This window comes from Photobacterium galatheae, assembly GCF_000695255.1.
In the GTDB taxonomy this organism is placed as follows: Bacteria; Pseudomonadota; Gammaproteobacteria; order Enterobacterales; family Vibrionaceae; genus Photobacterium; species Photobacterium galatheae.
Map to the genome: position 1 here is coordinate 50,722 of NZ_JMIB01000013.1, position 14,106 is coordinate 64,827.

Genomic DNA, 14,106 nt, shown 5'->3' on the forward strand with positions numbered 1-14,106 from the left:
CAAACGTTTGCCATTGCTGTGCTGGCTTGGCAGCCGGGTTGCTTACGGTATAATCAGCGCCTTTGGTGACAGCACTGTACAGAAAATGTGCTGTTTTTCTGTTGGGTTCCCTCGCCCCCATTTGACAAAAAGGTCTGTTTGATGACGACTTCTGCTTTTTCGCCGGCGCAGCAACGCCAGGCACTCTGGACTCTGGTTGCTTTCCATCTGGTGATCATGACTTCCAGTAACTATCTGGTTCAGATCCCTTTTACGCTGTTTGGTGTCCACACCACCTGGGGCGCTTTCACTTTTCCGTTTATTTTTCTGGCCACCGATCTGACGGTGCGGATTTATGGTGCTGCGATGGCGCGCCGGATCATCACCCGGGTGATGTTTCCGGCTCTGGCGGTGTCTTATCTGCTGTCGGTGGTGTTCTATCAGGGCGCTTATCAGGGGCTGGCACCGCTGGGTGAATTTAATCTCTTTGTGGCTCGGATTGCGATCGCCAGCTTTATGGCCTACTTGCTCGGGCAGATCATGGACGTTTCGGTGTTCAATCGTCTGCGTCAGTGCCAGCAATGGTGGATTGCGCCTGCCGCATCGACGGTGTTTGGCAATGCCATGGATACCGTCGCCTTCTTTGCCATCGCCTTTTACCAGAGCCCGGATGCTTTCATGGCTGAGCACTGGGTGGAGATTGCGCTGGTGGATTACGGGGTGAAACTGATCATCAGTCTGGGTTTGTTTGTGCCGATGTACGGCGTGCTGCTGAACTATCTGGTGAAGCGTCTGACCCGGATGCAACCCCAGCTTGAGCCCTCGCAGGGGCTGTCTTAAACTCAAAGCCGGCTTTTTTCATTCAGACAGGGGAGCACCAGACACTGTGATCAACATACGTGAAGCCAGCCTGGCGGAAGCCGCTGAGGTTCTGGCCAGAATCAGCGAGCTTGATCAGCCGGAGACTGAATCCAGTTTGGCAACGCGGGTGCGAGGGCGAAGCCCTTTGATCCTGATTGCTGAAAAGAATGGCATGTTGCTCGGGGTAAAAATTGGTTATCGCCTGTCAGAAACCTGCTTTTACAGCTGGCTGGGTGGCGTGGTACCGGAAGGACGCCAGAATGGTGTGGCTCAGGCGTTGTTGGCTGCTCAGGAAGATTGGGTGCAAGCACAGGGGTATCAGGAGCTGCGGGTGAAATCCCGAAACCGTTTTCCCGCGATGTTGCGCCTGTTGCTGCGCAATGGCTACCAAATCGAACATATGGAAAAGAAAGATGGGATTGAGGATTACCGACTGCATTTTGTGAAGAGCTGGAATACACACAAATGAAAATAATTCTCAAATAACACTTGAACATTAAATGAGAATGGTTATTATTAACTTGCTTTTGACGGAAACCTTCACCGAAGGATTCCGGTCTGACGGCACGACATTGCTCACATTGCTTCCAGTGTACTTTAGCGAAGGCGGGTATTGAGTGTAGGGCTGAATATTCTGCTGACTTTTGCTTAGCGGTGCTTGTTTTCAAGCGCCGCTTTTTCTTTTTTGGCGATTGCGGATGTGCGGGCCAAAGAAGGTTGGGAAGTATTTGAATTTATTGGTAAATGAAAATAATTCTCAATAAGTGCTTGCAAAGGTAATGAGAATGGTTATTATTAACTGGCACTCAGCGAGGAAAACCAAGTGATTCTTTCTCGCATGAAGGCACGACATTGCTCACATTGCTTCCAGTATACAGCTTGGGTTTGGTTTTTAGTGTAGGGCTGATAACCTCGACCGTTTCTGCTGAGCGGCGCTTGATTCAAGCGCCGCTTTTTCTTATTCAGGCCATTTTCACCAGTTGCTGTACCAGCTTGTTGATTCCGCTGGCGGCTTCTGAAATAGAACCAGCCAGCATATAGGCCGGGCTGCTGAGCAGGCAGCGTTCCTGATCCAGGACGAATTCATCCACAGGACAATCGATATGATCGCCCCCCATGGATCGAAACGCACAGGCGACTTCTTTCTCAGTGCCGATCGTGCCTTTCGCGCCCTGACCATAAATCTGCGGAATCAGCACCGGTGCGATACACAGGTAGCCGGCGGGTTTCTGCGCCCGGGCAAATTCCTGACAGGCGCGTTTGACCTCTGGATGGATCTGGCAGTTTGCGCCGTTGAAGGCGAAATCTGACAGATTTTTTGCGGCACCAAAGCCACCAGGCAGCAATAATGCGTCGAAGTCTCGGGCGCTGAGCTCGGCAACATCCTGGATCTGGCCCCGTGCGATGCGTGCGGCTTCAATCAGGACATTGCGTGTTTCGTTCATGGCCTCGCTGGTGATGTGGTTAATGACATGGTGCTGATCCACATTGGGTGCGAAGCAATGCCAGCTGGCCCCCGCCTGTTCAATGGCATGTAACGCCAGGACCGCTTCATGGATCTCACTGCCGTCAAAGACACCTGAACCGCTTAAAATGACTGCAACCTTTTTCATCTTGGCCTCCTTTTTGTTCAAAACTGAAGAATTTAACACCGCTTTGTCCGATTACACCGCCATCTGATAACTTTTTCCACATTTGATGATCATTTCAGGATCATGGATCTATTTTGAGAACCATCTTCAACTAATTGATCTTAAAAGATTAAAAATACTTTTTCTGTTGAGGGAAGAAAAATGATCTTCAGGCTTCCATCAATAGTTAACAAACTTATCCACAGATCCCGGGACAACAACAAGGAAAACTTCGGTTAACACTTGGCACGTCTCGTGGCATCCTAAGGTTCTGATCCTTTTATCTCCCAGATACTGATAATCCATTATGGCAACTATTCCAGAAAATCCACTGATCCTGATCGATGGCTCCTCGTATCTTTACCGTGCTTATCATGCCGCGCCTAACTTTACCAACTCGGACGGCGAGCCGACCGGGGCGGTGTACGGTGTGGTGAATATGTTGCGCAGCATGCTGCGGCAATTTGCCACCGAGCATATTGCTGTGGTGTTTGATGCCAAAGGCAAGACCTTCCGTGATGAGCTCTATCCCGAGTATAAAGCGCATCGGCCACCGATGCCGGATGATTTGCGCGCTCAGATTGAACCGTTGCACGCCATTATTAAGGCCATGGGACTGCCCCTGATCTGTGAACCGGGTGTTGAAGCGGATGATGTGATCGGCACGTTGGCCTGTCAGGCATCTCAGGCCGGTATGCCGGTACTGATCAGCACCGGTGATAAAGACATGGCACAGCTGGTGGATGAAAATGTCACTCTGATTAACACCATGACCGGGGTGATCATGGATCCGGATGGGGTGCGTGAAAAGTTCGGTATTGGTCCGGAGCTAATCATCGATTACCTAGCCCTGATGGGGGATAAAGTCGATAACATTCCTGGGGTGCCCGGCGTGGGCGATAAAACGGCCACGGCACTGTTGACGGGTATCGGCGGCCTGAAAGATTTGTATGACAACCTGGATGCGATTCCGGCGCTGGGTTTCCGCGGTTCGAAAACCATGCCGAAAAAGCTGGAAGAACACCGCGAAGCGGCTTTGATGTCTTATGAGCTGGCGACAATTAAGCTGGATGTCGCATTAGAGTTCGGCCCGCAAGATCTGCAAAAAGGGACGCCGGATACCGATGAACTGACCCGACTGTTCGGTAAATTACAGTTCCGTCGCTGGCTGGCTGAAATGTTGGATGGCAGTGATGGCCGTATCGTTGCGGACAGCGCAGCCAGCCCGGTTAGTGAAGAGGCTGAACCGGCAAAGTCGCCGGCACCTGTGATTGATCGTAGTGGCTATGAAGTGGTACTGGATGAAGCCCGCTTTTTGGAGTGGCTGGAGGTTCTGAAACAAGCGGACGTCTTTGCCTTTGATACCGAGACTGACAGTCTGGATTATATGATTGCCAATCTGGTTGGGTTGTCCTTTGCCGCTGAAGAAGGCAAAGCGGCTTATGTACCGGTCGCGCATGATTATCTGGATGCACCGGCACAACTGGATCGTGACTGGGTGATTGCGCAGCTGAAACCATTACTGGAAGATCCGGCACAGGCGAAAGTCGGCCAGAATCTGAAATATGATGCCAGTGTACTGGCTCGCTATGGCGTTGAGATGCAGGGGATCCGTTTCGATACCATGCTGGAATCTTACGTCTATAACAGTGTGGTCGGTCGCCATGATATGGACAGCCTGTCGCTGCGTTATCTGGAACACAAAACTATCAGTTTCGAAGAGATTGCCGGCAAAGGGAAAAAACAGCTGACGTTCAACCAGATCGATCTGGAGCAGGCTGGCCCGTATGCGGCGGAAGATGCTGATATCACCCTGCGTTTGCATCATTTGCTGATCGGGAAGCTGAATGCTGATCCGAAGCTGAAAAAAGTGCTGGAAGAGATCGAAATGCCACTGGTGCCTGTGCTGTCTCGGATGGAGCGAACCGGTGTGTTGCTGGATGTGAACAAGCTGGCGAAACAGTCGCAGGAGATCGCAGTCCGTCTCGATGAAATTCAGGCCCAGGCATATGAAGTCGCCGGGGAAGAGTTCAACCTCAGCTCACCGAAGCAGTTACAGGCGATTCTGTTTGAGAAAATGGGCCTGCCGGTTCTGAAAAAAACGCCGTCGGGGACACCATCGACCAACGAGGAAGTGTTACAAGAGCTGGCACTGGATTATCCGCTGCCAAAGCTGATTCTGGAGCATCGTGGTCTGGCGAAGCTGAAATCCACGTATACCGACAAGCTGCCACGGATGATTAATCCGGAGACCAAGCGTGTGCACACCTCTTACCATCAGGCGGTTGCAGCGACAGGACGTTTGTCATCGACTGATCCGAACCTGCAGAACATACCGATCCGGAACGAGGAAGGCCGCCGTATCCGTCAGGCCTTTATTGCGCCGGAAGGGTATCAGATTCTGGCGGTGGACTATTCACAGATTGAACTGCGGATCATGGCACACCTGTCTGGCGATAAGGCCCTGCTGGAGGCTTTCCGTGAAGGGAAGGATATCCACGCGGCCACAGCGGCCGAAATTCTGGGAATTGCGATTGATGCGGTGACCAGCGAACAGCGTCGCCGTGCGAAAGCGATCAACTTTGGTCTGATTTACGGGATGAGTGCTTTTGGTCTGGCAAAACAGCTGGGGATGGGCCGGAATGAAGCGCAGGAGTATATGAATGTGTACTTTGAGCGTTACCCGGGCGTACTGGAATATATGGAAAGCACCCGAACCCATGCCAGTGAGCAGGGGTATGTTGAAACCCTGTTTGGCCGTCGTCTTTACCTGCCGGATATTCAATCGCGTAATGCGATTCGCCGTAAAGCGGCTGAGCGGGCGGCTATCAATGCCCCGATGCAGGGAACAGCTGCGGATATTATCAAGCGTGCTATGGTGACTGTAGATGCCTGGGTTCAGGAACAAGAGGGTGTTCGTCTGCTGATGCAGGTGCACGATGAACTGGTCTTTGAAGTGAAAGCCTCTGAGCTGGATCGGGTGGCCAAATCAGTCTGTGATCTGATGGAAGCGGCCGCCGAGCTGGATGTTCCGCTGATTGCTGAAGCCGGCAGTGGTGACAACTGGGATCAAGCCCACTAAGGTGTGAGATTCATCCCTGTAATTCAATTATCAAAAACCAGCCATTTGGCTGGTTTTTTTAATCAGGATCGGGGTTTAGCACGCTGATGTAAAACTTAATTACGTTCTTGATGAAAAAAAATTACGAAAAGGGGTTTCCATTTCTGCACAATTGATATACAGTTATCGGCGTAGGGTACAGAGGTAAGATGTTCTATCTTTCAGACCTTTTGTTTCACGTTATTGGATTTGGCTGATTCAGCCGCCCTGATCATTTTGGTCAGGGCGTTTTTATTTCTGGCTCAGCATCTTTCTTATCCCACCTTGTCTCCGCTTTCTTGCAACACACACTTTCCTGACTGTTGCGTGAAATTATCTGCTTTTCCTGACAAAAATCGCTAGTTTCTTATGATTCCCCATCTGGCTTTACCACTGAATCTGTGATGATCATGCCAAGTGGCGAGCAGCCCGGTCATCGTGTATCATAAAATTAGAGCAATTACTTTAACTTGGTTCTGCGGAAGGTTATACTTGCGTCTGCTTCTTGTTCATATTTGTCTGACTGTATTCAATTTGTGACAGTCGACCTATCCATGATCGGCCACTCTTTGTTTGAGTGGCTTTTTTTTGTCTGTTTGCCATATTTGTGTAATAAAATTCCAAATGAACATGGCTGCATAATTGCTTCCATATCGACTTAATTTGCACAATGAAACAATAGGCATGCATTTTTGTTTGAATTGGGTAAAAAAGGAAGTTAACAATGGGAAGGGCTAAGGAATCTCTGGCATCAGGGCGGAAAAAATAGTCAGGCTTCGGATAAAAAACTTGCGTTGATGGGTTAAATCATTAATCCTTTCTGGACAAATATAATAACCTCCTATTTCTCTCCCGTTGCCCCATCGTTCCGGTGGGGTCATTTTTATCTGGTATACCTGACGTAGTTTTTGGGATGGACAGATAACGGTGCCTGTAACGGTTTCATGCCTGGCCTTAGCCAGGCATGAAGAAGTTTATTCAGAGGCGGTGTTATGATTCATCCCGTCAATGTCTTCTTCCTGATCGGCTTCGAGCAGCGTCTGTTGGCGAGCTAGTTCAGGCGCAAACCAAACGTCCAGTTTACGTCGAACCTGATCCACGCCAATGCCTTTCAGGGCAGAAAAGCATTCAACTTCTACATCACCACCGAAGGCCAGCGCTGCTTCGCGGATTTTCAGCAGCTGTGCTTTGCGGGCGCCACTTTTCAGTTTGTCTGCTTTGGTCAGCAGGACCAGAACCGGCAATCGGCTTTCAACGGCCCAGTAAATCATTTGCTGGTCGAGATCCTTCATCGGGTGGCGAATATCCATCAGAACGACCAGACCCTGCAGGCATTCACGCTTTTGCAGATACTCACCCAGTGCCGCCTGCCACTTCTGCTTCATCTCCAGTGGAACCTGGGCGTAGCCGTAGCCGGGCAGGTCAATCAGGTTGCAGCCCGTGCGGACTTCAAACATGTTGATCAATTGGGTGCGACCCGGTGTTTTTGAGGTCCGTGCCAGACTTTTCTGATCAGTCAGACGATTCAAAGCACTTGATTTACCAGCATTTGAGCGGCCAGCAAATGCAATCTCAACTCCCTTGTCCATGGGAAGGTGGCGGATATCCGGGGCACTGGTAATAAAATGGGTTTGTCTGTAGTTGAGAGGGGAATTCACTGTTAACTCCGTCAAGTCTTCTGGTCGTCGACTAATTACTTTTATGCGAAAGTGTGTAAAATGTAGCACTAACCCTGCTTGGTTGATGGTGCATTGTATACCATGTTGCTGAGCAATACTTGTGGTACTGGAAGCTCAATAATTATAAACGGAATGTCATGAAGAAATTAGCATTGATATTTACACTTCTTGCCAGTTGCACAAGCTGGGCCCAGGGAGATGTTGAAGCTGGAAAAGCAAAAGCAGCGACATGCGCAGCATGTCATGGCGCTGACGGTAAAGGTATCACCGGACAATACCCCAACCTTGCGGGTCAGCACCCACGTTATCTGGAGAAACAGCTGAAGGAATTCAAGCTGGGGATGACAACGGGTGGTGAACAGGGGCGTAATGATCCTGTGATGGGCGGCATGGCGATGCCATTGTCTGAAGAAGACATGGCGGATCTGGCGGCTTACTTTGGTTCCTTACCTGCGGTAGAAGGCACCACCACAGAAAGCTCGATCGCAATGGGTCAGCAGCTGTATCGTGTGGGTGATGCTGAACGTGGTATTACGGCCTGTACGGCGTGCCATGGTCCTCGCGGTAATGGTACCAGCTTGTCTGGTTTCCCGGACATTTCCGGGCAAAACGCGGATTACATCAAGAAACAACTGACGGCTTTCCGCGATGGCCAGCGTAGCAACGATATGAACGCAATGATGCGCTCTGTTGCCGCGAAACTGAGTGACAAGGAAATCGACGCCCTGTCACATTATCTTGGCGGTCTTCACTGATCCCGACCTCAGTATCGCAAGAAGTAACAAGCGAAAAAAGGCAGCTCAGGCTGCCTTTTTTATTCTCTGCGCCTTCAGCATGCACCGGGCTGTCCATTTCTCAATCGGTGCAGGTCTGATATGATACGCGGCTTGATTTCAAGCGTCGGAACCCGGGAGAAGTTGATGACGGCCTGTACTTTATGCGCGAGCGCCTCTGTCCTGCCATACCATGAAGACCGCCGCCGCGCGTACCTTCAGTGCGAGGCATGTCATCTGGTCTTTGCCGATCCGGCCTCGCATTTGTCGCCGGCGCAGGAAAAGGCAGTCTACGATCAGCATGAAAACCATGTTGAAGATGAAGGTTATCGAGGTTTTCTTGAGCGTCTGGCGACGCCGCTGGCAGCACGTTTGCCGGAAGGCAAACTCGACGGACTGGATTTTGGCTGTGGGCCAGGTCCGGCGCTGGCCGCGATGTTTCGGGAGCAGGGACATCGGATCGCTGTCTATGATCCTTATTATGCCCCGGACAACAGCGTGCTTGAGCGTCAGTATGACTTTGTCACCTGTACCGAGGCCATTGAACACTTTTATACCCCGGCTCGCGAATGGCAACAGTTGTTGTCGCTGGTGAAACCGGGAGGCTGGCTGGGATTGATGACAAAGCTGGCCACGGATGTCGAGGCATTCAGCCGCTGGCATTACAAGAATGATCCCACCCACGTCAGCTTTTTTAGTCGGGAAACCTTCGGTTTTCTGGCCGAGCGCGATGGTTTGACGGTGGAATTTGTAGGTAACGATGTAATTATGCTGAGGAAAAATCAGTCATGACCCGTAAGAAAAGAAGCCGTAAACCTGGCTCGGAAGGCCCGGCGCAGTACGTTGAAAAAAGTGTCAGCCAGATGGATCTGGATGGTCGTACCCGTCAGAAAGCCCGCAAGCGCAAAGGGTTGAAGGCTGGCAGCCGTCATTCCGATGGCGGTGCTGAGCATGGTAGCCGCCAGGGTCAGGCCAAAGATCCTCGCCACGGCAGCAAAAAACCGGTGCCACTGATTGTCGAGCCGAAACCAACCAAACAAGTTCGCCGCATGAATGCTGAGCAGGAACTGGCGATGCTGGAGAGCGATCCGCAACTGATGGCGCTGTTGGACCGTCTGGACGCTGGTGAGAAACTGGGTGCCGGTTTACAGAAGCAGGTGGATCAGAAACTCGACCGAATCGAGCAACTGATGAAACAGCTGGGCCTGTACGAGGAAGATGTGGCTGCAGATGATGAAATCGCGATCGGTGATACCCGCAGCGAGGAAGATCTGCTGGATGACTTTGAAAATGCCCGCTGGGACGATTTCGATAAGGAGTAAGCCTTGCAGGATCTGAAACTCTGGTTGCTGGTGGCAGGAAGCCTGATTGTACTGGCACTGGCGTCTTATGCCGGTTATCTGCTGTACCAGCTGTATCTGCAGAAGCAGCGTCACAAAGCTTTTATTGCCCGTGCTGAGCAGCAACAGGCTGAAGCCATTGTGCAGCGCAACACCAATATTCTTGAAAGTGTCTATATCATTGCCGAAGCCGGAAAGCAGGAGCAATGCGACATGTCGGAAATTGCCATTCGCTTGTATAAGCTGATGACGGTGTTGCAGGCTGAGCGCAGCGTGAATTTTTCTGCCCAGTATCCGGCACTGTACGAGCTGTATACCGTGGTGGAAGAAATGCCGCGTGGCGATGAACGCAAAGCCATGCCGAAACAGGATCGGATGAGAGACGATATGGTCCGGATGAAAGCAGAATCCCGCCTGTTCGATGCCATTCAGCAGGAGTTAGCTCAGATTCTGGCGCAGAAAGCCTGATTGAAAAGCTCGATAAGAACAATGAACCCGGTGGATTTTCCCCGGGTTTTTTTGTACCTGAAACGGATGATTGCGTGTTGTCTTTGTGATTGATCAATCTTTGTGATCGATCAATAAGCAGGGTGTTAGCCCGTGTTAGCTTAGCCGATTGACTTATTCGAGCGTCCGTGAGGTAGAGCAGCATGACACAGCCAGCCATGATTTGGGATCAGGCCCTGATTGAAAAGTACAATTACTCCGGCCCACGCTATACCTCCTATCCGACCGCGCTGGAGTTCCAGCCTGATTTTACGACTGCGGATTTTGAAGCGGCCTGCCAGCGTTATCCTGAGCGGCGTTTATCGCTTTATGTTCACATCCCGTTCTGCCATACCCTCTGTTATTACTGCGGATGCAATAAAGTCATTACCCGTCATGCCCATAAAGCGGATATTTATCTGGCGGCACTGGCGCTGGAAATTCGCCAGCGAGCGGCGCTGTTGCAGGGCCGTGAGGTGAGTCAGCTTCATCTTGGTGGCGGAACCCCGACGTTTCTGACGGCCTCGCAGATCACCCACCTGATGACGATGCTCCGTGAGTCATTCAATCTTCTGCCTGATGCGGAAATCAGTATTGAAGTGGACCCGCGCCGTATGGAGCTGACCATGCTGGATCACCTGCGCAGCGAAGGCTTCAATCGTCTTAGTATCGGGGTGCAGGATTTCGATAAAGAAGTCCAGCAACTGGTCAACCGGGAGCAGGACAAAGATTTCATTGAAGCGCTAGTGGTACGCGCCCGCGCGCTGGGATTCCGGTCGACCAATCTGGATCTGATTTATGGGCTGCCGAAGCAAAATAACGAGCGATTTGTCAAAACACTGGCGCAGGTACTGGCGATGCAACCGGGCCGTCTGTCGGTGTTTAACTATGCCCATATGCCGTCGTTGTTCGCGGCGCAGCGCAAGATCAAAGATGCGGACTTACCGTCACCTGCCGAAAAGCTGGCGATGCTGCACAGTACGATTACAACCCTGACGGGGGCAGGCTATCAGTTTATCGGGATGGATCATTTCGCCTTACCTGATGATGAGCTGGCTGTTGCGCAGCGCGAAGGCAAGCTGCACCGTAATTTTCAGGGGTACACGACACAGGGTGACTGCGATCTGCTCGGGTTAGGCGTCTCGGCGATTTCCATGATAGGGGACAGCTATGCCCAGAACCAGAAAGAGCTGAAAGCTTATTATGCTGATATCGAAACCCGGCAGCATGCATTGTGGAAAGGTGTGAATCTCAATGACGATGATCTGCTGCGTCGGGAAGTGATCAAAACCCTGATTTGTCAGTTCGAGCTCTCGACAACCGACATCGAGCAGCGATACGGCATCAGCTTTGCGGACTATTTTGCGGAAGATCTGGCGCTGTTGCAGACCTTCATTGACGATGGTCTGGTCACAGTGACGGCAGAACAGATTCAGGTCGCTCCGAAAGGCCGGTTACTGATCCGTAATATTTGCATGTGTTTTGATGTCTATCTGCGTCAGCGTGCCCGTCAGCAGCAGTTTTCGCGGGTGATTTAATTTCCTGTTTCTGCTGATTGTTGAAGTACAAAAGAACGCCCCGGACTGGATGCCTGCCGGGGCGTTTTTCATGATGAAGCTACGGATTTGAGATGAGCGATCAGCGATTCGCCGCCATCTCACGCAGTGCTTTTTTCTCGCTGTCAGACAGGAAGGCAATTTCCAGGCCATTGATCTGCGCCTGACGGATTTGCTCTTGAGTCAGGCCAGCCTGTGGTGCGGCGACTTCGTATTCGTAAGGCAGCTCGATGCCTTCCACGGCCGGGTCGTCGGTGTTCAGACAGGCCAGGATACCGTGATCCAGGAATTGCTTGATCGGGTGTGCGGTCAGGCTGGCAACGGTGCTGGTCTGGATGTTCGAGGTCAGGCACGACTCAATCCCGATTTTGTGCTCGGCCAGATAGTCCATCAGCTTGGCATCTTCGACGGCTTTCACACCGTGACCAATCCGGACAGCGCCCAGTTCCTGAATGGCTTGCCACATGCTTTCAGGGCCCGCGGCTTCACCGGCGTGAACCGTGACCTGAAGGCCGGCATCACGCACTTGCCTGAAGTGACCCACAAACTGATTGCCTGGCTGGCCCAGCTCATCACCGGCCAGATCCACAGCCACCAGATGGTCTTTCTGGGTCAGCAGCGCATCCAGTTCCTGCTGGCAGGCCTGAATACCAAAGGTACGGCTCATGATGCCGATCAGATTGGCTTTGATGCCAAAATCGCGGCAGCCGGCTTTCACGCCGTCGACCACAGCTTCAACCACACCAGCCACCGGCAGATTGTGTTTCATTGCCATGTAGTAAGGCGAGAAACGCAGCTCTGCGTAATCGATCTGTGCGTTCAGCGCGTCTTCAACGTTCTCATAGGCAACGCGGCGGCAGGCGTCCAGATCGCCCAGAACCGCGACGCCCCAGTCCAGTTTGGACAGGAAAGCAACCAGACTCGGCTCGGCTTCAACGATCTGAACGTGCGGACGCAGCGACTCAAGGTCATTGGCAGGCAGGGTCATGCCAAACTGCTGGCCCAGATCAAGGATGGTCTGAATACGGATGTTTCCGTCGAGGTGACGGTGCAAATCAGTCAATGGCAGGTGTTTGTGAATCATGATGTTGGTATCCCGGAAAAACTGTTGCCTCAGTATAAGCAAAGAATCGGCGACAATCATTATCGGGCTGAATGAGGATCCGGCCCGATCCGTCAGATCGGGCGAATGTTTACTTCCGGTGTTGAAAAAATCACCAGTGATTCAGTCGCGATCCCTGAAAAAAGATCAATCGTTAGCCATGTTCAGCTCTTTCAGTTTCCGGGTCAGTGTATTGCGTCCCCAGCCGAGCAGTTTGGCGGCTTCCTGTTTGTGACCATGGGTAAATTCCAGTGCGGTATCGAGCAGAATGCGCTCAAATTCCGGCATGGCTTCGCCCAGCAGGTTTTGATTGCCCTGTTGCAGCGCCTGACGGGCCCAGCTTTGCAGTGACTGGTGCCAGTGTGGCTCGCTGCCGTCGCCCGCAGGCTGGCTTTCCATTGTGGTCAGCTCCGGCGGCAGGTCTGACGGCAGGATCTCATTCCCGCTGGCCATGACCGTCAGCCAGCGACAGGTATTCTCAAGCTGGCGGACATTGCCAGGCCAGGGCAGGCTGGTGAGCAGGATTTCGGTGTCGGGGTGCAGGGTTTTGATTTCGACACCCAGCTCGTCTGACGCCCGTTGCAGGAAATGCCGGGTGAGTTGCGGGATATCCTGACGGCGGTCTTTCAGCGCCGGCAGATGTACCCGGATCACGTTCAGGCGGTGGAACAGGTCTTCCCGGAAATCGCCTTTGGCAACCAGACGTTCCAGATTCTGGTGCGTTGCGGCGATGATACGTACATCCACGTTGATGGGCGAATGGCCCCCGACCCGGTAAAACTGACCGTCGGCCAGTACCCGCAGCAGCCGGGTCTGAATATCCAGCGGCATATCACCAATCTCGTCCAGAAACAGGGTGCCGCCGTTGGCCTGCTCAAAGCGCCCCTGACGGATATTGTTGGCACCGGTGAAAGCCCCTTTTTCATGGCCGAACAGTTCGGATTCGATCAGATCTTTGGGGATAGCGGCCATGTTCAGGGCGATAAATTCCTTTTCTTTGCGTGGGCTGTGCCGGTGCAGCGCTTGTGCCACCAGTTCTTTCCCCGTGCCGGATTCCCCGTTGATCAACACGGAAATCGACGAGCGGGACAGGCGGCCGATGGCACGAAAGACTTCCTGCATCGCTGGGGCTTCGCCGATGATTTCCGGTGCGCGCTTGGTCATTTCTTCCGGCTGCTGCTGGCGTTTTTGCTCCTGACTGTGTGTGACTGCACGTTCAACCAGACTGACGGCCTCATCAATATCAAACGGTTTGGGCAGGTATTCAAACGCCCCTTCCTGATAGGCGTTGACGGCGGCATCCAGGTCGGAATGCGCAGTCATGATGATGACCGGTAAGGTCGGGTAGTCGGTATGCAGGTTACGCAGCAGGGTCAGACCGTCGGTGCCCGGCATCCGGATGTCGGAAACCAGCACATCCGGAACGCTGCGCTCCAGCGCCTCCACGACGCTGTCGGCATCGGCGAAGGTTTCGCAGCGTAGTCCGGCTGCATTCAGGGTTCGCTCCAGTACCCAGCGTATCGAGCTGTCATCATCGACAACCCAGATTAGTCCTTTGCTCATTGCGTGCCCTCCGTTGTGTCCTTTGTTGGCGTGCCG

At 52.4% G+C, this 14,106-nt stretch carries 13 protein-coding genes; 9 read left to right on the forward strand and 4 right to left on the reverse strand.

Features of this window, described 5'->3' with window-relative positions; genetic code table 11:
• The first annotated feature begins 141 nt into the window (after positions 1-141).
• On the forward strand, positions 142-819 hold the full coding sequence (locus tag EA58_RS07530; protein WP_036750970.1) for a 7-cyano-7-deazaguanine/7-aminomethyl-7-deazaguanine transporter: 678 nt from the start codon (positions 142-144) through the stop codon (positions 817-819).
• 49 nt (positions 820-868) lie between these two features.
• On the forward strand, positions 869-1,309 hold the full coding sequence (locus EA58_RS07535) for a GNAT family N-acetyltransferase (protein WP_036751076.1): 441 nt from the start codon (positions 869-871) through the stop codon (positions 1,307-1,309).
• A gap of 493 nt (positions 1,310-1,802) precedes the next feature.
• Here the strand turns inward: EA58_RS07535 and elbB are convergent, their stop codons facing one another.
• Positions 1,803-2,453 carry an isoprenoid biosynthesis glyoxalase ElbB gene (gene elbB, locus EA58_RS07540; protein WP_036750973.1) on the reverse strand — a complete coding sequence of 217 codons (651 nt, stop codon included), beginning with the start codon at positions 2,451-2,453 and terminating at the stop codon, positions 1,803-1,805.
• A 325-nt stretch (positions 2,454-2,778) separates the two neighbouring features.
• On the opposite strand from elbB, the gene polA reads away from it, so the two are divergent.
• Together polA and EA58_RS22260 are read left to right on the forward strand one after the other, a co-directional pair.
• Positions 2,779-5,553: a DNA polymerase I gene (polA, locus tag EA58_RS07545; RefSeq protein ID WP_036750975.1), complete on the forward strand. Its 2,775-nt coding sequence runs from the start codon at positions 2,779-2,781 to the stop codon at positions 5,551-5,553.
• Between the two features lie 188 nt (positions 5,554-5,741).
• Positions 5,742-5,789 carry a hypothetical protein gene (locus tag EA58_RS22260; RefSeq protein ID WP_438616993.1) on the forward strand — a complete coding sequence of 16 codons (48 nt, stop codon included), beginning with the start codon at positions 5,742-5,744 and terminating at the stop codon, positions 5,787-5,789.
• A 756-nt stretch (positions 5,790-6,545) separates the two neighbouring features.
• Here EA58_RS22260 and yihA read toward each other — a convergent pair.
• The gene (gene yihA / locus EA58_RS07550) at positions 6,546-7,229 is read right to left on the reverse strand and encodes a ribosome biogenesis GTP-binding protein YihA/YsxC (RefSeq protein ID WP_036750978.1); all 684 of its coding nucleotides are present in this window, start codon (positions 7,227-7,229) and stop codon (positions 6,546-6,548) included.
• A gap of 158 nt (positions 7,230-7,387) precedes the next feature.
• On the opposite strand from yihA, the gene EA58_RS07555 reads away from it, so the two are divergent.
• The 5 genes from EA58_RS07555 to hemN all read left to right on the forward strand — a co-directional run bounded on the left by EA58_RS07555 (position 7,388) and on the right by hemN (position 11,387).
• Entirely contained in the window at positions 7,388-8,005 is a 618-nt protein-coding gene (locus tag EA58_RS07555) for a c-type cytochrome (RefSeq protein ID WP_036750980.1), read from the forward strand.
• A 165-nt stretch (positions 8,006-8,170) separates the two neighbouring features.
• Entirely contained in the window at positions 8,171-8,815 is a 645-nt protein-coding gene (locus tag EA58_RS07560) for a class I SAM-dependent methyltransferase (protein WP_036750982.1), read from the forward strand.
• On the forward strand, positions 8,812-9,345 hold the full coding sequence (gene yihI / locus EA58_RS07565; RefSeq protein WP_036750985.1) for a Der GTPase-activating protein YihI: 534 nt from the start codon (positions 8,812-8,814) through the stop codon (positions 9,343-9,345). Before EA58_RS07560 ends, yihI begins: the two co-directional genes overlap by 4 nt.
• Before the next feature lie 3 nt (positions 9,346-9,348).
• The gene (locus EA58_RS07570) at positions 9,349-9,831 is read left to right on the forward strand and encodes a DUF2489 domain-containing protein (protein ID WP_036750988.1); all 483 of its coding nucleotides are present in this window, start codon (positions 9,349-9,351) and stop codon (positions 9,829-9,831) included.
• A 182-nt stretch (positions 9,832-10,013) separates the two neighbouring features.
• Positions 10,014-11,387: an oxygen-independent coproporphyrinogen III oxidase gene (gene hemN, locus EA58_RS07575; protein WP_036750990.1), complete on the forward strand. Its 1,374-nt coding sequence runs from the start codon at positions 10,014-10,016 to the stop codon at positions 11,385-11,387.
• A gap of 100 nt (positions 11,388-11,487) precedes the next feature.
• Here the strand turns inward: hemN and add are convergent, their stop codons facing one another.
• Together add and glnG are read right to left on the reverse strand one after the other, a co-directional pair.
• Positions 11,488-12,489: an adenosine deaminase gene (add, locus tag EA58_RS07580; protein ID WP_036751078.1), complete on the reverse strand. Its 1,002-nt coding sequence runs from the start codon at positions 12,487-12,489 to the stop codon at positions 11,488-11,490.
• Between the two features lie 165 nt (positions 12,490-12,654).
• Positions 12,655-14,070, reverse strand: coding sequence for a nitrogen regulation protein NR(I) (glnG, locus tag EA58_RS07585; RefSeq protein ID WP_036750992.1), 1,416 nt, complete (start codon positions 14,068-14,070; stop codon positions 12,655-12,657).
• Positions 14,071-14,106 lie beyond the last annotated feature (36 nt).